The sequence below is a fragment of the Fimbriimonas sp. LA-C6 genome (genome assembly GCF_055398105.1).
The window spans coordinates 3460650-3481196 of sequence record NZ_AP038796.1 but is presented as its reverse complement, the minus strand read 5'-3'; the positions used below and the strand labels follow the sequence as shown (position 1 = coordinate 3481196).

General features: G+C 53.8%; 16 protein-coding genes and 1 pseudogene. 5 read left to right on the top strand and 12 right to left on the bottom strand.

Annotated features, from left to right (window positions below):
- Positions 1-6: 6 nt before the first annotated feature.
- The 6 genes from ACZ51B_RS15975 to ACZ51B_RS15950 form a co-directional block, all read right to left on the bottom strand.
- The gene (locus tag ACZ51B_RS15975) at positions 7-456 is read right to left on the bottom strand and encodes a GAF domain-containing protein (protein WP_464294337.1); all 450 of its coding nucleotides are present in this window, start codon (positions 454-456) and stop codon (positions 7-9) included.
- Positions 457-458: 2 nt separating this feature from the next.
- Entirely contained in the window at positions 459-2381 is a 1923-nt protein-coding gene (locus tag ACZ51B_RS15970) for a heavy metal translocating P-type ATPase (RefSeq protein ID WP_464294336.1), read from the bottom strand.
- A gap of 187 nt (positions 2382-2568) precedes the next feature.
- Positions 2569-6051: an efflux RND transporter permease subunit gene (locus ACZ51B_RS15965; protein WP_464294335.1), complete on the bottom strand. Its 3483-nt coding sequence runs from the start codon at positions 6049-6051 to the stop codon at positions 2569-2571.
- Positions 6048-7565 (bottom strand): efflux RND transporter periplasmic adaptor subunit, encoded by a 1518-nt coding sequence (locus ACZ51B_RS15960; protein WP_464294334.1) that lies wholly within the window; start codon positions 7563-7565, stop codon positions 6048-6050. Before ACZ51B_RS15960 ends, ACZ51B_RS15965 begins: the two co-directional genes overlap by 4 nt.
- Complete coding sequence (locus ACZ51B_RS15955) at positions 7562-8896, bottom strand: TolC family protein (RefSeq protein ID WP_464294333.1); 1335 nt, start codon at positions 8894-8896, stop codon at positions 7562-7564. Before ACZ51B_RS15955 ends, ACZ51B_RS15960 begins: the two co-directional genes overlap by 4 nt.
- The gene (locus tag ACZ51B_RS15950) at positions 8893-9156 is read right to left on the bottom strand and encodes an AbrB/MazE/SpoVT family DNA-binding domain-containing protein (protein WP_464294332.1); all 264 of its coding nucleotides are present in this window, start codon (positions 9154-9156) and stop codon (positions 8893-8895) included. Before ACZ51B_RS15950 ends, ACZ51B_RS15955 begins: the two co-directional genes overlap by 4 nt.
- A gap of 132 nt (positions 9157-9288) precedes the next feature.
- Between ACZ51B_RS15950 and ACZ51B_RS15945 the strand changes: the two genes are divergently transcribed.
- The gene (locus tag ACZ51B_RS15945; RefSeq protein ID WP_464297192.1) at positions 9289-10212 is read left to right on the top strand and encodes a DUF3187 family protein; all 924 of its coding nucleotides are present in this window, start codon (positions 9289-9291) and stop codon (positions 10210-10212) included.
- 56 nt (positions 10213-10268) lie between these two features.
- On the opposite strand, the gene rpmA is transcribed toward ACZ51B_RS15945, so the two are convergent.
- The 3 genes from rpmA to ACZ51B_RS15930 form a co-directional block, all read right to left on the bottom strand.
- Entirely contained in the window at positions 10269-10535 is a 267-nt protein-coding gene (gene rpmA / locus ACZ51B_RS15940) for a 50S ribosomal protein L27 (RefSeq protein WP_464294331.1), read from the bottom strand.
- A gap of 7 nt (positions 10536-10542) precedes the next feature.
- Entirely contained in the window at positions 10543-10860 is a 318-nt protein-coding gene (rplU, locus tag ACZ51B_RS15935; RefSeq protein WP_464294330.1) for a 50S ribosomal protein L21, read from the bottom strand.
- 130 nt (positions 10861-10990) lie between these two features.
- On the bottom strand, positions 10991-12922 hold the full coding sequence (locus tag ACZ51B_RS15930) for a sensor domain-containing diguanylate cyclase (RefSeq protein WP_464294329.1): 1932 nt from the start codon (positions 12920-12922) through the stop codon (positions 10991-10993).
- A 112-nt stretch (positions 12923-13034) separates the two neighbouring features.
- On the opposite strand from ACZ51B_RS15930, the gene ACZ51B_RS15925 reads away from it, so the two are divergent.
- The 3 genes and pseudogenes from ACZ51B_RS15925 to rpsR all read left to right on the top strand — a co-directional run.
- Positions 13035-14810, top strand: a complete 1776-nt coding sequence (locus ACZ51B_RS15925; RefSeq protein ID WP_464294328.1) for a clostripain-related cysteine peptidase — start codon at positions 13035-13037, stop codon at positions 14808-14810.
- Between the two features lie 75 nt (positions 14811-14885).
- The gene (locus tag ACZ51B_RS15920) at positions 14886-15953 is read left to right on the top strand and encodes an RNA ligase family protein (RefSeq protein WP_464294327.1); all 1068 of its coding nucleotides are present in this window, start codon (positions 14886-14888) and stop codon (positions 15951-15953) included.
- 360 nt (positions 15954-16313) lie between these two features.
- Positions 16314-16571, top strand: a pseudogene (gene rpsR / locus ACZ51B_RS15915) (30S ribosomal protein S18); the annotation flags it as partial.
- Positions 16572-16853: 282 nt separating this feature from the next.
- On the opposite strand, the gene ACZ51B_RS15910 reads toward rpsR, so the two are convergent.
- Together ACZ51B_RS15910 and rocF are read right to left on the bottom strand one after the other, a co-directional pair.
- Positions 16854-17816 carry a KpsF/GutQ family sugar-phosphate isomerase gene (locus ACZ51B_RS15910; protein ID WP_464294326.1) on the bottom strand — a complete coding sequence of 321 codons (963 nt, stop codon included), beginning with the start codon at positions 17814-17816 and terminating at the stop codon, positions 16854-16856.
- Between the two features lie 12 nt (positions 17817-17828).
- Positions 17829-18764: an arginase gene (rocF, locus tag ACZ51B_RS15905; protein WP_464294325.1), complete on the bottom strand. Its 936-nt coding sequence runs from the start codon at positions 18762-18764 to the stop codon at positions 17829-17831.
- A gap of 38 nt (positions 18765-18802) precedes the next feature.
- On the opposite strand from rocF, the gene pdxT reads away from it, so the two are divergent.
- Positions 18803-19372, top strand: a complete 570-nt coding sequence (pdxT, locus tag ACZ51B_RS15900) for a pyridoxal 5'-phosphate synthase glutaminase subunit PdxT (RefSeq protein WP_464294324.1) — start codon at positions 18803-18805, stop codon at positions 19370-19372.
- Between the two features lie 56 nt (positions 19373-19428).
- On the opposite strand, the gene ACZ51B_RS15895 is transcribed toward pdxT, so the two are convergent.
- On the bottom strand, positions 19429-20496 hold the full coding sequence (locus ACZ51B_RS15895) for a stalk domain-containing protein (RefSeq protein WP_464294323.1): 1068 nt from the start codon (positions 20494-20496) through the stop codon (positions 19429-19431).
- Positions 20497-20547 lie beyond the last annotated feature (51 nt).

Below are 20547 nucleotides of genomic sequence, written 5' to 3'. Positions count from 1 at the left end.
TGACACCTACCAGTTGTCTGCAAGGACTTTGGCGATTCGCTCCAGCAGCAATTCATCGGACGCATCGAAAGCGCCGACCTCATGTCCGTCAATGTCGATCTGCCCCAGAATGGCTCCACTAGCATCTCGAATGAGTACAACAAGCTCAGATCGCGTCTGGAGTGAGCAAGCCAAATAGTTATCGAGCTTGCGCACGTCCTCAATTACCTGATTTCTATTTTCGGCCACAGCCGTGCCGCAGACGCCCACACCAACTGGAATACGAGTGTGGTCCGTAGCCGCTCCGACGTACTCGTCCAAGATCAGCACATCGCCTTCCAACCGATAAATACCACTCCAGTTGTAAGTCGGGAGCCTGTCTAGCTCTTTCATCGCAGCAAAGCGTAGAGCCGGTCCCGTAAGACCAGATTCATCAAGATGTTGGACAATGCGATCAGCAATTTCAGGTCGGATCATGTTCAGGATTTGGCGTGTATTTTGGGTCCCCGCAATAGGCGAAGACCATTCAGTATGACAAGAACGGTCGACCCTTCGTGCCCCAATACCGCAATGGGAAGAGGCAACGTTGACACGAGTGAAGAGACCGCTAGCACCATAATCATGGCACCTGCAAACGCCAAGTTAACCGTAATAATTGCGTTGGTTTTGCGCCCTAATCGGATCAACAATGGGATGTTGTCCAGTCGGTCGTTCATCAATACTACGTCAGCAGCGTTCAGCGCAATATCACTACCCAAACCACCCATGGCCACTCCAACGCTAGCCAAGGCCAGGCTTGGAGCATCGTTCACTCCGTCGCCCACCATCATCACGTTGCCCTTACGCGCCAAGCCCTCAATAATCTCGGTCTTCTGTTGAGGAAGCAGTCCTGCATGAACCTCGGTGACTCCGACCTCTTTCGCCACCGCACCTGCCGTCTGGATCGTGTCGCCCGTCAACATTACGACCTCTTTGACCCCAAGGTCTCGTAGGTCCTGGATCACTTCTTTTGCATTGCTTCGCGGAACATCCGAGAAACCAAGAGCTGCCAACCCAGACTCGCTGTAGAGTACGGCCACCGTAAGCCCCTGCGATTGGAGTTCGGTGACATGGGCAATGAACTCGTCTGGGAGATGTAGGTCCATCTCCTTCATCATTCGGACCTGTCCGACAGACACCTTCTGCCCGTCGACTACGGCTGTCACTCCAAGCCCAGGCAATGTCTTGTTTTCAGTGGCCTCTGGTACATCAATGTTGTGCTCGCGTGCAGCGACAATCACGGCTTCCGCAACGGGATGGTTCGCATATTGCTCCACTGCCGCCGCCAGCCGCAAGAGATTCATAGCAGCCTCGGACATATCGGCACCTCTGATCCAACACCCACTTGCCGCTCCGCACTCGTTGTCGTGTCCAACAACCACATTCCCCACACAAACGCAGATCTCTTGAAGTGCTGCCTTGCCAAGCGTGAGTGTCCCGGTTTTATCGAAAGCAACCGTGTCAACCTTGCCGGCTAACTCGATAAAGCCACCACCTCGGACGAGCATTCCATTGCGAGCAGACCAAGCCAGCGCGCTGAGAGTCGTCGCTGGGATGGATATCACCAGCGCACATGGACTGAGCGCCACGAGAAGGGTCAGCGCTCCATAAAGGGCGGGTTCTAATTTTTCGTGGAGCAACAGACGAATCGCGAAGGCAACAATGAACGTGACCAACACAAACACGGTGTATCGCTGGCCAAACCAGTTGCTAATCTTCTCGCCGCTCGCCTTATTGTTTTGAGCATCTTCCACCAACGCCACAATCTTGTCCAGCGTGCTATCGCCCACAGTTGATGTGACTCGAACAACCAGAAGACCATCCATGTTCTGCGTGCCGCCGAGAACCTTGGTCCCAGGCTCACAAGGGACGGCGATGGACTCGCCTGTCATCGCACTCTGATCAACGGAACTCTGCCCTTCAGTAATGACGCCGTCCACCGGAATGGTTTCAAACGCCGGAACCTTGACCAGGTCTTCAAGCTTGAGCTCCTCAACATTCACCCGTTCCTCCACCCCATTACGGATACGAAGCGCTTGCGCAGGTCGCAGCTTGATCAGTCCCTCAATCGCCGACTGGGTCTTTCCCATCGCCATCTCTTCGAGGGTTCCCGAGAGGCTGAAGAGAAACAGCAAGGCACAGGCATCTTCAGGTCGCTTCACGAGCACCGCACCCACGGCTGCTACCACCATCAACAGATCGACATCAATCTGTCTCTGCTTCAGGGATTCAAAGGATGACTGAATCGCAAAGACTCCACCAAAGATCACCCCGAGGTAGGCCAGTAGTGATGCGCCTGGAATAAAACTGCCGGCCAGACAAATCGCACAGAGACCAGTGAGGATAGCGTGGAGGTTCTTCACAGTTCCATTGTTGCATTCTAAGTACCCGAAGAAGTGAATTGTTGTGGATTTCTAAGTGTTTCTAGACACCTAATTAGCGAGATAGGTCCCTTCTAAATGGATAAATTAGTCTAGTATTGACTCGAATTTTGACGCACAAAAAACTCCCTGTTCAGAGACTGAACAGGGAGTTTGGACCGACCTATGACTAAACGTTTGTCGTCATGTGGTCTGGCAACACAAGAGTGTCGTCAGGGCCAGGTGGCGGCGGGGTCTTGAAGATCTTCGACATGAGCTTCGCGATTTGAATCGAAGCATCGTCGAAGATCGTGTAAGAACACGGAATGACGAGCAGAGTCAAGACCGTGGACAATGTGATACCGCCAATGATCGTGATACCAATCGTCTCGCGGAACTCAGAACCACGACCGATCGCAAGCGCAACCGGCAACATTCCAAGAATAACCGCAAGGGTCGTCATCATGATCGGCCGAAGTCGGGTGGGTCCCGCCTCTACCAACGCATCGTGACGATTCCTTCCACGGCTACGTAGAGTATTCGCATAGTCCACCAGCAGGATCGCGTTCTTACCTACCAAGCCAACCAGAGTAATGATTCCGATGAATCCAACTAGGTTCAAAGACTTGTCTGTGAGAACCAACGCCAAGATGGCACCGACCATAGCCTGAGGCTGCGCTAGCTGAATGATGAACGGATACAGCAAGTTGTCGTACAACGATGCCAACAACATGTACACCAGCACGAAGCCGATGCCAAGTGCTCCGAACAAGAATCCAGATTCTCGAGCCTGCGAGTCGGCTTGGCCCAGAGGCTTTGCGTTGACTCCTTCAGGAACGAGCTTCTCATCAGCCAGCCATTTGGTGAGCTGAGCAGACACCGAACCGTTTGCATAACCGGGCAGCAGGTCAGCAGTGACGACAATCTCTTCAGCACGTTGTCTTCGCGTGATCTTGTCGATCGCAGGCGCAACGTTAACAGGTCCAACCGATCCGAGATAAACCGGGGAGCCCTGCACGAACTTAATCGGCATCTCCTTCAGCAGGTTCGGGTTGTCCCGATCCTTACGATCAACCATGATTCGAACCGGATACTCGCGACCGAGCACGCGAAGCTTGGTATCGTCGTTTCCTTGGTAAAGGGTTCGAACCGACTGGCCGAGCGTCGTTACATTCAGCCCAAGATCCGCAAGAGTGAGACGATCTGGAACTACCTGAAGCTCAGGTTTACCAGGCTTGGTAGAGATGTCTGGGTTGATAACACCTTTGATCTCACCCGTGGCCAATCGATCTCTAACCTTCGTGACCGTCTGCATAAGTTTCGCTCGATCATCTGAGGTGAACGAGAGTTGGATTGCAGAACCGAAGTTGAATCCGCTAGCCGCGGAAACACGGACTGTCGCACCAGCAATCTTGCCAATAGACTGCGTCAGTTCCGCAGAGACGCTATCAACAGATCGCTCTCGCAGTCGCCCTGCATGCTTCTTCCATGGCAGCTTATCTGTGAACGACATCTTGTCGTACAGAGTCGCATTGACCTGAGCGTAGTTAGAACCAGAGTTGGAACCATTCATGCTTCCAGCACCCTGGGTTCCGACGTAGGCCACAACGTACTCAACATCGGGGTTTGCCATCATCTTGGCTTCAACTTGCTTCACGACTTCTTCAGTAGTGGCCAAGTTGGTGCCCGATGGGAGTTCGATGTTCGCATTGACGAGACCTGAGTCGCTATCCGGCAAGAAGCCGAACTTAAACACAGGACCCTGTTTCCACTGGGCGTACTCAAAGCCCACCACAGATGCTACGGGGAACATCAGCCCGAAGGCCAGAGCGCTCAGGATGTACTTAAGCGTGAACTTGCGGAATCGAACGGTGTTGATAACGGTCGTGATGATTCCAATGAACAACACGATCGGCAACAGCCCCATGCCCTGCTTGAAAGCACCAGGAATTCCATGAGGAGTCGCATCAGGCACACCTGCGGGAAGCTTGCTCGGAACGAACGAGCCGCCAATAAACATGAAGATGCTGAACAGAATCACTGCGCCGGAGCAGAAAACGAACCAGCGGTGCGTAAGTGCCCACTCAAGTGCTCCTCGATACTTGTTCTCCAGAGCCTCAAACCTACGATCGAACCATCGACCGAAGCGATCCTTTGGATGCTCAAGATCCTCACCAGCCTTGTACCAGCGCGAGGCGAGGAGCGGGGTCAGGGTGAACGAAACGAAGAGAGAGAACAGAACCGCACAGACAAATCCGATAGCCAGCGGCTTAAAGAACTGTCCAACGATACCGCCCATGAACGCGATGGGAAGGAACACAACGACGTCTGCGAAGGTGATCGCAAGCGCCGCCATACCGATTTCAGCTCGGCCATTAATCGCTGCCTCGCGTGGGTCTTCGCCCATCTTAAGGTGACGGTAAATGTTCTCCAACACAACAATGGCGTCGTCCACCAAAACACCGATGGCAAGCGATAACGCAAGCATCGACATGTTGTTGATAGTGAATCCGAACAACGACAGTGCAATGTAAGTCGCAAAGATCGAAGTAGGAATCGCCAGCGCAACAATAATGGTGCCGCGCAGGTTGTGAAGGAACACGTAGACGATGACGCCAACCAAGAAGATGCCAAAGAACAGCGTGAACTGGAGGTCGTCAATGGAGTCAGTGATCTGCGTGGATTGGTTGAACGTCTTGGTGACAACCAGACCTTGTTGCTTGTACTCCTTCTCGATAGCGGTGATGACCGCCTGAGCGCCTTTAGCAATTTCCACCGCGTTGCCGTCACGAGTCTTTTGAATCGAGATGACGATCGCGTCGTTGCCGTTAAGGCGTGAGTAAGCCGTTCGCTCAACCGAGGAGTCCGTAATCGTAGCAACGTCGCTCAAGCGAAGCGTCTTCGATTTAGCGTTCGGGTTCTTAGGATCGCTGATCGTGACAATGGTGTCTTTGATCTGGTCGATCTTGTCGTACTGAGCCTTCACACGGATCGAATACTCTTGGCTTCCAGAGAGAAGTTTTCCACCAGGCGAATTCAGCGAGGCAGCGGCTACTGCCTGCTGAATGTCGACAATGCCAACACCATACTGAAGCAGCTTGTCCTTGCTGATCTGGACCTGGATTTCTCGCACGTCGCCACCCTGCACGGTAGCAGATGCGACGCCAGGGATCTGACCAAACTTGTCGGCGATCTTGTCGTCGATCAAGTCTCGCAGAGCTCGGTTGCTAAGATTCTTCGCGGCAAGCGAAAGCGTGAGAACTGCCTGAGAGGAGTTGTCGAACTTACTAACCTGTGGCTTGAGCGCATCCTTCGGAAGCTGGTTTGAGATCGCGTCGACCTTAGACCGAACGTCATTCAAGGCGGCATCTGCATTGAAGCCGAGCTCCAATGTGATCACCACGTTGGAAATGCCTTCCTGTGACGTGCTCGTGACTTCGCGAAGACCGTTGACACCAGAAACGGCGTCTTCAATCTTTCGTGAAATAAGTTCGTTAATGTCCTCCGGTCCGGCACCCGGATATTGGGTGGAGACCGTTACAACTCCAAAGTTGACTTCAGGGTTCAGTTCCACGCGCATGCTGCGATATGCCAACGTTCCGATAAGGAACGCTGCGACCATCAACATAAAGATGAAGATGGGTCGGGTGATCGCTGTACGCGTTAGATTCATGCCTTAGACTCCTTGGGTGCGCTAGGATCTCCTGGCTTGGCGATCTTCAATGTATCGCCATCTGCCAAGCTGGATTGGCCTTGAATGACCAGCTGCGCCCCGGGTTGAATGCCTTGTACTTGAACGTCAGCTTCTCGGGAAATTCCAAGACTGACTTCTTGCATCTTTGCCTTACCGTTTACGTTGAGGAAAACAACTTTCTTGCCGCTTCGATCCACAATCGCGGCGTTGGGAATCATCACCGCGTCAGGAATCGTTTTCAGTACGATGCGTCCGCGAGCATACATGCCAGGGCGAACATCTGATGAAGCCCCTAGTAGCTGAATTCGAACAGTGAACAGACGTGCGACGCTGGAACCAACAGGGCTCACCGCAACGACCTTCCCTTGGATCTCTTTGCCCGCCAGAGAGCCTACTGAAACGGAAACCGACATTCCATTACTAATCTGATCCACGACGTCACTTGGAACCGAACCCTCGAAGTAGACGCCCTGCTGACCAATGATTCGAGCCACGGTGCCACCGCCGCCAAGGGACGTACCCACCTGTGTAGGTTTGCCTGCGATTTTGCCGCTAAACGGTGCCAACACATCTGCATCGCGAAGCGCTTGCTGAGCAATGACCACCTGTGCCTGTGCATTCTGGATCTGTGCCTTGGCACTTGCCACCTGGGCTCGCGCCGAATTCACTTGGTCCGTGTAGGTCTGATCGAGCTCTTTGTTCGACCTTGCAGTCGCCAACTGCTCTTGAGCCTGTTTCACAGCCTCTTGAGCCACCAAGATGTCTTCGGGTCGCGTTAGATTCTTCTGGATCTTCAGGGCTTCAACGGCGACCTTGTACTGAGCAAGCGCCTGTTGATAGGCAGTCTGTTGCTGGTCCAATCGGTTGCCGGCAAGGGCACCTTCGTTAACCAGAGTCTTGATACGCTCCAGCTCGCTCTTCTGTGTGTCCAAGTTGCTCTTCGCACTCGTTACATTCGCCTGAGCCTGAGCGCGATCCTCTGGACGGGCACCAGTAGTGGCCTTCTGAAGCTGAGCCTTTGCGCTTCGAAGCTGTGCTTCTGCGCTCCGGATGGCTGAACTCGTCTTCGAGGGGTTCACCGATGCGTTTCGAATGGCCAACGCAAGTTGAGACTGAGCAGACTGGTAGGAGGACTGCGCAGAGTTGAGACTCGCAATCGCCTGATTAACCTGGGCAGCTAGCTGAGTCGTATCCTGTCGGGCAATCAGCTGACCGGCCGTTACGTTATCGCCATCTTTCACATACACGGCAACTAACCGACCTGCCGTTTTGACGCCAACCGTTGTGTCATCTGATGTCGTCACTTCACCAGTTACTTCGATTGTCTTGTCCAGTCGAGAGGTAGCAACAGGCTTGGTTTCTACCGACTTGGCTTTATCTAGGATGAACGCTTCGGTCTGTTTTGCCTCTTTCTGAGACTGCCGATCCACGCATCCCATCGCGGAAAATACAAGTGCTCCTGCGGCACCCGCTAGCAACCAACGATTCTTCATTTGCTCCCTCCATTTGCAGCCATTTCAGGCTTCGCGAGATTGTCCGTGCCTATCGCGCGCTGTAGTTGCGAGAATGCGACGAGATAGTCATATCGGGCGCTCACCACGCCGTTTCTGGCCTGAGTCACGCTAGTTTCTGCGTCGATAACCTCGACATAGGTGCCTTCTCCGGCGTTCTGACGAACCTTTGCAAGGCGAAATACTTCTTCGGCAAGCTCAGCCTGCCTCTTAGCGTTGTTGAATCGAGACTGCGCGCTCGACAAGTTCGCAAACGCGTTCTGGACTTCCTGACTGATCGCAAGCTGGGTCTGCTCTAACTGAATCTTTGCTCTTAAAACGTCTTGGCGCGCCTGATTCACACGTGATCGAGTAACCCCTGAATCAAAGATGGGAAAAGACAGGCTCAACGCTCCGGTGGTTTGCTGTGTCTGAGCACCCAACCCACCCTGACCAAATGACCGCTGGTGTTGAACAGTGAGCGCCAGACTTGGACTCAACCCAGACTCTTGGGCTCTTCGGATTAAGTCGAGAGCCTCAACCGAATCCTTGATAGAGTTCACTTCCGGCCGATACTGAATCGCAGATCGAGACAACAGTCCGGCATCAGTGGGAACAGCTGGCAAGTCTTTGATATCAACCAGGTCCACAGGCGTGTCGACCGGCCTAGCGAGCGCATTATTGAACGCGATCTTGGAGAGTTCAAGGCTATTCTTTGCGTTGATAAGATCCGAATTGGCCTGAGCAACTTGCGCTTCATACCTTTCGACATCAATCTTCGCCACCTGAACCTGCTTCAGAAGCTTCTGTCCCTGATCAAGCCGCTCCTGAGCGTCCTTGAGAGCTTGCTCGTATACAACAACCTGAGCTTGGGCACGAAGAACTGCAAAGAACGCACTCCGAGTGTTGAGGCGGGTGTCGTTGAGAGTGGCGGCCGTCGTATATTTGGTAGCTCGATAGGTGGCCTCACTTGCCTTGACTAACCGATGAGCGTTACCAGAGATATCGATTGGAATGGTAACCGAAGCGGTGACGGTTTTCGTATCAATAGGCTGAATGATCACAGGCGGCGAACTTGGTCCAAAGCTGACCGAGTTCTGACGGTCGTTTCTGTTGTAGTTCCCTGCCAACGTCACCTTGGGACCGAGACCTCCGAGCGCTTCGTTGATCTTTTCGCGATCCTTTTCCAGGCTCGTAACCTGGAGGCGAACTGCGAACGCTTTCTGCTCCGCGATTGCTGTGGCCTGCTCTATAGTAAGCGGACCTGTTTGAGTTGCTGGTGTCTGGAACGACGCCCAAGCAGCGAGAACACTAAATAAACCTAAATGCGTCATGCACCTTCCTCTTTGTTTTCCTCGAACTTATCGAGGTTCGACTGAAAGTCATCCAGAAACTCTCTGATTGCTTCTATCTTAAAAAGCATCAATCCCTTATATATCGGGTGATGCATGATGAGTAACTTATCTCCTGGTGAAATTTCTAGGTCACTGCGCGCCTCTGCGGGAATCACAAGCTGACCACGTTCCCCTACTGTTGCAGAGCCGTAGAAAGCCTCCGACCACATCGAACATCGAGCTTTATTTGGCTCTTTCATACTTTTCACACATTTCATACCAGATCTACCAATGAGATTCGCATGAAGTGCGCCTTTATTCCCTGCTCATACGCATTAAATTAACAGGTAGTTTGCATTGTGCGCCGATTTGCAACCATCTTTCTCGCGGCCATGGCATTCCCGGCTTGGGGCCAAGGGCCGATCGAAACCCGAATAGGCAGAGCGATTTCGCTCCCATTTTTTCGATTTACACCCAGGGGCGACCTGATACCAGAGGGGTCTAAGGAGTACTCAATAGGCTTCAGTGTGGCCAATGATCTAAGGGGGATGCCTGAAAGCGGACCATATAACCTTCTCGAAGACTACGAAGTAGACGCCCTCCGCCTCAAGTATCGAACAGGCACCAAGCGAGGGGAGTGGAGCTTCGAACTACCCATCCTGAGTCGAGGTGGCGGATTCCTAGACCCACTCATTGAGTGGTGGCACGAACACGTGCTTGGCATCAACAACCTTCGAAGTACGATCGCGCTAGGGCATAGCGAAGTCATTGTCCCAGGAAGTGGCCGATTCGGTTCTGCAACAGGATTCGGTGACATCTCCGCTACATACTCTCACACGCTCAGCAGTCGACTCTTTGCAGCGGTTGCGATTAAGCTCCCAACCGGCGATGCAAATAGACTGCTCGGCAGCGGTGCCTTCGATGCAGGGCTATCCCTTAACTACAAAGCACCCATCAACGCTAAGTGGGATGTTTACGCCCAAGCGGGAATCGTGGGCCAAGGAAAGGCAACGGCACTTCAAAGCTCCCGAGGCTTAATCGACCAAGAATCCCTCTCTTTCGTTTACAAGCGAAACTCGCGAGACCTATGGACGCTGCAATGGCAAAGTGAGCGATCCGCGCTCCAAACAGGCATTGCAGGCAGCGATAGCACCCATCGCATGCTCTCAGCCGGATACACCAGGAAGCTCAGTTCAAATCAATGGATTCAGGCCTACTTCTCCGAAGACGGAGACATCCTGAACTACCGTGTGCCAGAACTCGTAAACATCGCACCGGACTTCTCCATCGGCGTCACGTGGACCGTCAGGTTCTAAAAACAAATAAGCGCCCGGTGAATCTCACCGAGCGCTTATCTAAAATCGGATACCTCTTAGGCTTCGACAGTTGCCTGTGCGTACACAGCAACTCGGCGTCGGGCCTTAGGACCTTCGAAAGTGACCTGACCGTCTCGAAGTGCGAACAAGGTGAAGTCTCGTCCGATTCCTACACCAGGACCTGGGTAGAACTTGTTGCCACACTGTCGAACGATGATGCAACCAGGCTTAACAACCTGTCCGCCATACATCTTTACGCCACGATACTTTGGCTTGCTATCGCGACCGTTTCTAGAAGAACCCTGTCCCTTTTTATGTGCCATTTAAGTCTTAGCTCCCAGCCTTAACGCCAGTGATTCGAATGTGCGTCTGAAGCGAACGGTGTCCCCATCGCTTTCGCTCGTTCTTTTTGGCTTTATAGTTAAATCCGTCAATCTTCGCGCTCTTGGCTTGTCGAACGATCTCTGCGCTGACAGATGCTCCCTTGATGAAAGGAGCGCCAACAGTCGATTTAGCACCATCGACGACCAAGAGAACTTCGCTTAGCTCTACCTTCGTTCCAGGCTCGCCTTCAATCTTGTCGACGATAATCAAATCGTCCATGGCAGCCTTGAACTGCTTCCCACCGGTCTTTACAATCGCGTACATAAAATTCTCCGCGCCGCTCTTGGTCACTACTGCAGACGCAAGATAAGAGAATGGCACAAGGCAGCCTCATTTATCAAGGGGCTGACTGCTCAAATTCAATATCTGGCATCCTTTACCGAACCTCATTCGTCTAAGCGGCGCGATGAAGGTCGGTGACCAGAGCAACGATCTCAGGATCAAATCTTCCCGGATCGGCGTACAGGTCTTCATTATTATCTACAGCGAGGATGACTTGCAACACCCTCGCCAGAAGTGGCAGCCTCACACCCGACCCATAAGAGCAGTCGAATCGCATATTGATCCGCTCCAAGCTAGGGATCAAAACCCTAAACTCTGGAGCAGCATGCATGGAGGCGATGAACTCACTATCCTCATCCCGGACAGCTCTCACATAGGTCGGAGCCACCCGAAGGAGTGCGTTCAAAATCGTTTGCTGAGACTGACTCAGCCGAAGGGCAGCACACATCAAGTTCAACTCAGCCTCAAGACGATCAGCCCTTCCCTCGCCCTCTTCCCAATCCAGCGGGTGAACCCACTTCTTGAGATCATCAAGCGACACAGAGGGCGGCCGAGGAGCCGAATCCTGCTTCCCTTCAAAGAACACTGCCCTATTTCGGCCAGCACGCTTTGCTTCGTACAGCGCGACATCTGCAGACTTCAACAGCGAAGGGGCATCGCTGGCACACGTCGGATAGATCGCGCATCCAAGGCTTACCGTCACCTGAGTCACACGACCGCTCTTGGTCACAAACGGCATGCTCTCAACCTTATGTCGCATCCGTTCTGCAAGCGACATGATCGACTCCTGCGTCGCGTTCGGCATGAGAACAGTGAACTCTTCCCCGCCGTAACGAGCCGCCAAGTCGTAAGGACGCAGACACTGTTTGAGCGCATCCCCCACCATGCGCAAGACCTCATCCCCTGCGTCATGTCCCTCTTCTTCATTGAACGAACGGAAATGATCGACGTCAATCATGATCGCACCGAGCGCCTGCCCGGTCCTTTCAGACTCAGACAGCCGCTGATGCAAAAACTCCTGCATCGATCGGTGGTTCGGTAGACCAGTCAACGCGTCATGAGAGGCCAGTCGCTCGAAATTCTCGAACATCGCTGCACTGTTGATGGCAAGGGCAATATGCTCCGCGATGGTCTGGAATAACTCCGCATTGTCCGCAAAATAGGCATCACCTTCGCGTCCCACCAGCTCCAGAACACCTAGCAACTTGCCACTGATCTCAAGTGGATGAACACTGACACCGCTCGGCTTAAGGTAGCAGAATTTAGCCTCCAGGTTCGCAGTGAGAACATGGTCCAAAACGTTGGATTGGAAGAATGGTTGACGTGTCGTCGCAACCAACTCGGCAGCACAACCCGCGCCACCATTGCCACTCAGCCTGTTCAACGCAGCCGCCCCCAAACGGTTGGCTCCAACACTTGCGACCAACTCTAAGACACCCGCCTCAGAGTCGTGAGTCCACAGCAACACCGCGGCCAGTTCTGTCGCAGAAGCAATCTCATGAGCAGCAGCCACGCACAGAGGGTGCATGGTCTGGTTCATGGTCAGAGCTTTACCGAGCCGCTTCAGGGCGCTCGCCATTCGCCAGCTCTTGCTCGCCTGACGTCGCACCTGTCGCTCTTCCTGGGCATTAACGACAAGCACAAACACATCGTTGCCTTCCCGCGCGCTCAAACCCGAAGTGAAGTAGCGGTAGCCGTCGTAATATAGCGCACCGGGTGTCCCCTGATAACTGCCCTCAAGCAGACTCCCAATCGGAGACTCCAACACACTGGACGTCGCTCGGAAATAAGGAATGCGACGCGCCAAGCCCCACGTCGTTCGCGGATATCCCAGCGGATCGAGGATCGCCACCCCAATACCATCGGGGTCGAGAGCATCAATGAATGCAGGATTTGGAAGGTCAAGCACGAGCGATCCGCCATCTTGCAGACGCAAGATGAGGGGGAACCCAGCGCTGCCATCCGGCGCCCGATCCTCTGCGGTCCTTACCCCCAGCTCCTTAAGGAGTCCTAGAAGATTTCGATAACTCTCCGATTCGCTCAAACACGGTATTTATCGGAAGATGTGCTCCAACTCACAACGTCCCATTGCACGAACTAGCATTCGTATCTGATTTATTCCAATGGCCCGAAACCTGCGGAGTTGATCTACAGCTATGGATCGGCTTCTAAAATACATTGGTTTATCGGTTCTCGTAGGTGCAATCGTGGGCTGCGGCGGAGGTGGCGGCGGCAGCTCAGCAACGGCCAGCCTGACCTATCGGAGCGACTGGTCGCACCCCACACCAGAGGGACGAATACCTACCACTCAGAGGGTACGCCTCTACCAAGCCGATGGAACGCTCGTCTCCGAGCAGGTCCTCACCAGCCCCACACAAACAACCGTGTCGTTCCCAAGCTCGCCAAACGTGAGCTACGTCATCAAAGCCGATCTATTTGATGGCGCAAGAGCCGACGGCACCCCAGTTGCGAGCCTCCAACAAGATGTCAACCCCACGGGTGCCACGGAGATCCGATCCGTCGTGGGTCAGCCCGTAACCAGCATCAGCATCACCCCAAGCGCCCCCTCGGTTGGCCTAGGCGAGTCCAAAGAGCTTCACGTCTCTGCAGTCACCCAAGATCAGCGAATCGCTTTCGTCTCCCCGAACAACATCACCTGGACATCAGATAGCGCATCCGTAGCCACCGTTGATCCAAACGGTCTGGCAAGCGGCCTTACAAACGGAACTTCCACTATCCGCGCCACTTACACCCCTAGCGGACTCACAGCCTCCACCAGCCTTCAAGTAGGCACGGGAGGCATCACACGCGGCAAGTGGACCGTCATGGTCTATCTCAACGCTGCTAACTCGCTCTATCCGTATGCTTTGCCAAACATTGACCAGCTTGAGAGAGTGGCAGGAGGCAAAGACGTTCGATTCATCGTTGAGTGGAAACAAGTCAAAGGCTTAGGGGGCAATAACGATGCGGCCTTCAGTGGAACACGCCGGTATCTGCTTCAGCACGACACCAACCGAGGCATCCACAGCACGCTCATCCAAGATCTAGGCGCTGGAGTGGACATGGCAGATCCATCCACCCTCAGCGACTTCATCGATTGGAGCAAGCAGAACTACCCTGCAGACCACTACGCCATGGTCATCTGGAACCATGGCACCGGATGGGAAGTAGCTCACAGCCGCTCAGCACCAACCCGAGCCGTCAACTTTGACGACGAAACCGGAAATGCCATGAACATCTGGCAGCTGGGCCAAGCCCTCAGCGGCAGACACCTCGACATCCTTGCCTTCGACGCCTGCCTCATGCAGATGTTCGAAGTCGCCGATGAGCTGGCAGGCAGCGCGGACTACATCGCAGGAAGCGAGGAGCTCACTCCAGCACCCGGCTACCCCTACGACCAAGTCTTCAAGACCTTCGTTGACAATCCAGATGCCTCCCCACGCGCTCTGAGTCAGTCCTTCGTGACCAGCTTCATCAGCAACTACTCACGAGGGGATTACAGTGGAAAGCCACTCTGCCAGAGCGTCATCGAAACAGCCCAACTCTCCAATGTCAGCCAAGCTGTCGATACCTTGGGAGACGCACTCCTACGAAACAGCAGCCACGCTTCAGGCCTGGCCCAATCCATCCGCAACTCAAGCACCAAATACTATGCTGAGAGCAACTTCTCCTTCTACGACCTCTCAGATGTCGCAAGCAAGATGAAAACGCTCAGCTCCGTGCCAGAGATCCAGGATGCCGCTGGTGCCGTGACAAACGCTGTCAACAACTGCGTAGTCTGGAACGCCACCAACTCCCGATCCAGCCAAAGCCACGGAATCTCCATCGAGTTCTCGTCATCCTCCAGGTTCCCAAGTGCCGACTATGCAAACCTCAAAGCCTCACAAACCAAGTGGTCGCAGTTCCTGAGAAGCCCAGCAGCGAACCCGTAAACCGCCTAAAAGTCCCAACGCCCCCTATCAGCAAAGCTAAACTTCTCATCCGACTTTCCGGTTATCGGAGGTCCCATGAGACATGATCACACATCCCAGTTTAAGCTCCTAAGTCGCGATCAGTTCCGAGAAGCCACGCTTTCTCGGGACTCCCACACTTGTGTCGTCTGCAAGGCGAAAAACACCAAATTCGATGCCCACCACATCATTGAACGCAGGCTATGGACAGCTCCAAATGAACTCGGTGGCTACTTCCTAGAAAACGGAGCCACCGTATGCGAACCCTGCCATATGAGAGCAGAGCAAACACTTATCTCCCCTTCCGAGCTCCGAGAGCTTTGCGGGATTCAGAAAGTGATCCTGCCCGAGCATCTCTACGACGATCCCGAGATTGAGTACACCAAGTGGGGCGACATCGTCATGCCCGACGGGACTCGAATTCGCGGAGAACTGTTCTATGACGAGTCGGTCCAAAAGGTGCTTCAATCCGGCAACGTCCTCGGGCTGTACAAAGCGTACGTGCGATACCCTCGCACCTACCATTTACCGTGGAGCAACCCTTCAAAGGACGACAGAACCATTCCTGACCTCACGCATTTCGTGGATCAAGAGGTCGTCGTCACTGAAAAACTCGATGGTGCCAACTGCTCCATGTATCGAGACAGAATCCATGGCCGATCGCTTTCGCCACTGATGGGTCATGAGAACGCGAAGGTGAAAGAACTCCACGCCATGCTCGCCTACGACATTCCAGAGGGATGGCGTATCTGTGGTGAGAACCTCTACAAGGTTCATAGCATCCAGTATCACAACCTGAAAAGCTATTTCTATCTCTTCTCCATCTGGGATGAGCGGAACACTTGCCTATCGTGGGATGAAACAGAAGACTGGGCGACTCTGTTAGGGCTTGAAATGGTTCCAGTGCTTTACCGAGGCGTATTTGACGCAAAGCATATTCAGAACCTCTACAGTCCAGTACGCAGATCGAATGAAAGCGAGGGCTATGTCGTTCGGCTAGCCCGATCCTTCACCTACGGTGAGTTCAAACGGAGTATGTGCAAATTTGTGCGTCCAGGTCACAATCGCCTTTCGCATGCCACTCGAAACTCCCCGTTTGTGGCGAACGGCCTTGACTCAAAATAGTGAAGGGCCCGATGGCGAGTCGGGCCCTGGCTGGAGGGTGGTCGGAAGAGTTGGCGATGCTCTTTCCAACGTCGATCGAGATTGAGGCGGAGGGTTCTCGACCGATGTGTGTAGTTTTCCCTCAGTTCGAGAAACCAATCCTGCCGCATGTACCGGGGATATGCAAAGCGGGCGAAATTACAGGGATTTCATGCACCGTTTTCGGTTCTTTACACGTCCCGGCAGATTCTTAAGAAACCATTGTGGTATCTTTAATGACTGACCTCGGGTGAGTACCCGGCTTGGAAGATTTGAAGCATGAGCGAAGAGACCATTAAACCGCAGCGAGCGGATACACAGGGAGCCGATGTTCGCGCGGCGATGCCACGTCCAGACAAGGACGAGGTGCCGGGCGGTCGTTTTAAAGGCAAGCGCCGACGCAAAGTCAGCTACCTCACTACGAACAAGATTGATTTTGTGGACTACAAGGAGATCAACATCCTGCGCAAGTTCCTGAATGATCGCGGCAAGATTCTCCCTAGCCGACAGACAGGCAACACAGCTAAGCAGCAGCGCATGATCGCCTCCGCAATCCGCAAGGCACGCGAAATGGCACTGATCCCATTTGTGGTAACAGAAATGGGTCCTGAGCGACGCGACATGGGCGGCCGCCGAGATCGACGCGAGCGACGCGACGATTATCAGCGAAGCGAGCCACAGCAGCAGCAGGCTCCAGCAGCCGAAGCAGCAGCTCCAGCTCCCGCAGCAGCTGAGTAAAACTAGAAAGGTCCATTCAGGCTGGAATCCTCATCGGATTCCAGCCTGTTTTGCTTTGTAGGGCAACCAACCGCCCAAAAGGGCAATTTAAATCGACTCGTCCAGAAGGCAACAGTTACAAACGCCGAACGAATTCCGATAAAACTAAACGATTCCGGAACGCAGGAGATCCTTCAGAGTAAGCAATCCCCTCAATTTCCCTTCAGAAACAACGGGAACTTCGCCAATCTTCTTTGAAAGGTTTTGAAACACTTCAAGGGCTTCTACAGCTAGGAGATCAGGCTCTAGCGTAGTCGGAGTAAGGAACATGATCTCCTGAACAGAGTGCTCACGCAGATCAGGAAAATCGAGCGCATGGCGTCGCAGGTCACCATCGCTGATGAAACCGACAAGCCGCTGGTCCTCGTCCACCACACAAGCCGCGCCTACGCCCGCGCGGGTGATTGCGAACATCGCATCAAACACCCGAGCATCAATCCCAACGGTAGCGATCTCCTCATAGGGACGCATCACATCCGAAACTCGAAGAAGGAGCCGCTTACCAAGTGCTCCGCTAGGGTGGAACCGAGCAAAGTCCTCCGAAGTAAAACCTCGTCGCTCCATCACAGCCAAAGCCAAAGCGTCACTGAGCGCAAGCATCACAGTCGTGCTCGTCGTCGGTGCCAGATTATTGGGACAAGCCTCCTCTTTGACAAACGTCTCCAAGACCAAATTCGCCCGCGTTCCCGCGCTACTCGCCGCACGCCCAGTGATCAAAATCGTGGTAGCCCCAGTCACTGCCAAAGGGGGAAACAACCGCACCAATTCATCTGTCTCGCCGCTATGGCTGTACATCAAGACGATGTCCTGGCTGGTCACCATGCCCAAGTCACCATGAACGGCTTCTGCTGCATGGAGAAAAAGACTAGGGGTGCCAGTACTGCTCAGCGTCCCAGCTGTCTTCCGGGCGATATGCCCGGACTTCCCTACACCGCAGGTAATAACGCGGCCCTTGCAAGCCAACAAAAGCTCGACGGCGTCCTCAAACGGCTTTCCCAGATGGTCAGCACAGTTGCGCAGAGCATCGCTCTCCTGAATCAATACCTGCCGGCCAACTTCCAAGCTCATCTTGTCCACAGTCTACCGAGCGCCTAAGATCGTCTTCCCAAACAGACTCGCAATCCACTCGATCGCCATCTTCGCCGTCTCATTGTTGCTATCGTAGAGGGGGTTCGTCTCCACAAGATCTACGCCAGCAAGCTGGAACTCACAGGCCGGAGTCTGGAACATCTCGTGAAGCAGCTCCGCACACAAATGCGCCTCACGATAGCTAAGCCCACCTCGAACTGCAGTGCCGGTACCTGGAGCGAGAATCGGATCAAGAGCATCGACATCAAACGAAATCCAAACCTTGGAAACTCCAGTTCCCTTCAGAAACGCCTCAATGTCGGCGACTGTCTTCTCCACCCCATAGCGGTCAATGTCGTGCATGGTAAGAGGCAGGCCGTGAAGCCTTTTCCGCTCGGAAGGATCAACGTCTCGCAAGCCATACCAAGCTGTCCTGTTCGGAGCCAACCGAGCGGGTCCAAGCAGATTGAGGAATCTGCCCCACTCCTCATCCGGAACACCACTTGTCTCACTCTCTAGGCCCAGCAAAGCTGCGATGGGCATACCATGGATATTTCCTGTAGAAGAAGATCCTGGCGTGTTCACATCCGCGTGCGCGTCAATCCAGATGATCGCAAGATCGCCATCAAACAGGTTCAGTGCCGCGCTGATGCCACCCACAACCAGAGTGTGCTCGCCCCCCAGGACCACCGGGGTGTTGCCCGAAACCAGACTGGCGCCTACTTTGGATTTCAGAGACTCCACACACTTGTAAAGTGCCGGAAAGTGACGCATACCGTCCTCTACAGTCTCTTCTGGAGGCGAATCCACGTCCCCAGAGTCGGTGACTTCCAATCCCAATTCCTCTAAAGCAGGAATGATCCCAGCGAGACGAATGGCGGCCGGACCCAGGCGACTGCCTAGTCTCATGCCACACAAATCGAACGGAGCTCCAATGATCTCGATCAACTCTAGGATGATACCAACCCGACAGGTACCCTTTTAGCATGCACGTTGGTGTTATAGCGATTCAGGGCGATTTCGAAAAACACATTGAGTCGCTCCAGAGAACCGGAACAGACGGTCTGGAAATCCACGAGGTCCGCACCCCCGAGGAACTCTCCCAAGTAGAACGAATACTCATCCCCGGCGGCGAGAGCACCACAGTCGGACTGCTCATGCAACGTTATGGTCTCGGGGAAGCAATCCGACAGCGCGCCCATGCTGGAATGCCTGTGTGGGGCACCTGCATGGGAATGATCATGATGGCTACGGACGTGACCGGTCGAGAAAACCAATACACCCTAGGCCTCCTCGACATCTCAGTCGAGAGAAACGCATTCGGCGCTCAGGTCCACAGCTTCGAAGATTCTGTCGTCATCAAAGGACTTGATGAACCCGCGCTAGGAGTATTCATCCGCGCCCCAATCGTGACGCGAATAGGAGCAGGCGTCGAAGCAATCGGCTCCTACGACGGCAAAGTAGTAGCCGTAAGGAGCGGGAACCTCCTCGGCACATCCTTCCATCCCGAGCTCACAGAAGACACGCGGATGCACTCCTGGTTCCTTAGTCTGTAACCACAAACAACAAGACCCCGCTCCAGAACAAGCCCGAAGCGGGGTCTCTAGATCAGTTAGATCTTAACGACGTTTCCATTGACCGTGAAAGCCTTACTCTTTGTGGAAGCTAAGACCTCCACAGGCACATAGATGATGCCGTCTTTAACCACAACGGCCTTATCCAGCACACTCTTCTTACCGTTCAATCGATACTCTTTGGAATCGCGCTCAAGCTTCAAAGAAGTGTTGTCATCCTCAACGAAGATCCATCGCGAGTCAACTTTATCAACCTGAAGATCAAGCTGCTTGGCCACCTGCTCCAGAGGCACCATCACGGTCTTACCGTCGCGATAAGGAAGCACATCCTTTTCGAACTGAATCGTCTTCTCATCGTATTGCAGTTCAAATCTTTCGACAGGAGGCGAAGCCGTCTCACCGTTCTCACCGATTCGATAGGGCCGGTCAGTGGGCTTCGAAGCATCCTGATTTCGGTGGGCCGTTCTGTCCGAATTCGGTTGTCGCTGGTCTCGAGCGTTGAATTCAATCTGTATCTCTTTATCAAAGTAGGCACCCATGTGCTGCCCCTTCTTCACAACCAGATTTGGATCTCGATCCTTACCCGTCTCGGCCACAACAATTCCGCCCAGCGTACCAATGATCAGTCCCTCAGCTGGCTTGCCGAGGATCGATCCGATGATCAGCCCACCGACCGCACCGCCCAAAACCGAATTCTCTTTCCGACGATCATCCTTATTGATCGTAAATCGGCCATCTGGGTTGCGCGTGATCCTCTTGTTGTCCATGCTCACCGGCACGGCACTGATGGGGGTGCGGTCTCCATTCGGTAGTTCGATGTCCGTAAATTCGAGATCCATGGAAGCAGCACGTTTGTCACTAGCCTCCCGAACCCGGACCACTCGCCCAATAAACCGCGTCCCGATGGGCAGATCCAAGGCCGAGGAGCGATCAAGACGTGCCTCGAACCGATCTCCTTCCCGACTATCGCTGATAGTCAATTCGTTCTGAAAAACAATCGGCACGACTTCGTCACGACGGATGGTCACTCGCCCAGCGCTAGCGAGAGCAGGAATCAACAGCAGAGCCGCAACGGTTCCGACAGTGGCGGTTTTCAAAGTTCTCATAGTCATCATCACTCAGAATGTGCTTCTGTTAAGATACGACGATTCGAATCG

Coding starts and splice junctions, on each gene's coding strand:
- ACZ51B_RS15975 (WP_464294337.1), bottom strand. CDS start 456: ATGATCCGACCTGAAATTGCTGATCGCATTGTCCAACATCTTGATGAA.
- ACZ51B_RS15965 (WP_464294335.1), bottom strand. CDS start 6,051: ATGAATCTAACGCGTACAGCGATCACCCGACCCATCTTCATCTTTATG.
- ACZ51B_RS15960 (WP_464294334.1), bottom strand. CDS start 7,565: ATGAAGAATCGTTGGTTGCTAGCGGGTGCCGCAGGAGCACTTGTATTT.
- ACZ51B_RS15955 (WP_464294333.1), bottom strand. CDS start 8,896: ATGACGCATTTAGGTTTATTTAGTGTTCTCGCTGCTTGGGCGTCGTTC.
- ACZ51B_RS15950 (WP_464294332.1), bottom strand. CDS start 9,156: ATGAAAGAGCCAAATAAAGCTCGATGTTCGATGTGGTCGGAGGCTTTC.
- ACZ51B_RS15945 (WP_464297192.1), top strand. CDS start 9,289: ATGGCATTCCCGGCTTGGGGCCAAGGGCCGATCGAAACCCGAATAGGC.
- rpmA (WP_464294331.1), bottom strand. CDS start 10,535: ATGGCACATAAAAAGGGACAGGGTTCTTCTAGAAACGGTCGCGATAGC.
- rplU (WP_464294330.1), bottom strand. CDS start 10,860: ATGTACGCGATTGTAAAGACCGGTGGGAAGCAGTTCAAGGCTGCCATG.
- ACZ51B_RS15925 (WP_464294328.1), top strand. CDS start 13,035: ATGGATCGGCTTCTAAAATACATTGGTTTATCGGTTCTCGTAGGTGCA.
- ACZ51B_RS15920 (WP_464294327.1), top strand. CDS start 14,886: ATGAGACATGATCACACATCCCAGTTTAAGCTCCTAAGTCGCGATCAG.
- ACZ51B_RS15910 (WP_464294326.1), bottom strand. CDS start 17,816: ATGAGCTTGGAAGTTGGCCGGCAGGTATTGATTCAGGAGAGCGATGCT.
- pdxT (WP_464294324.1), top strand. CDS start 18,803: ATGCACGTTGGTGTTATAGCGATTCAGGGCGATTTCGAAAAACACATT.
- ACZ51B_RS15895 (WP_464294323.1), bottom strand. CDS start 20,496: ATGAGAACTTTGAAAACCGCCACTGTCGGAACCGTTGCGGCTCTGCTG.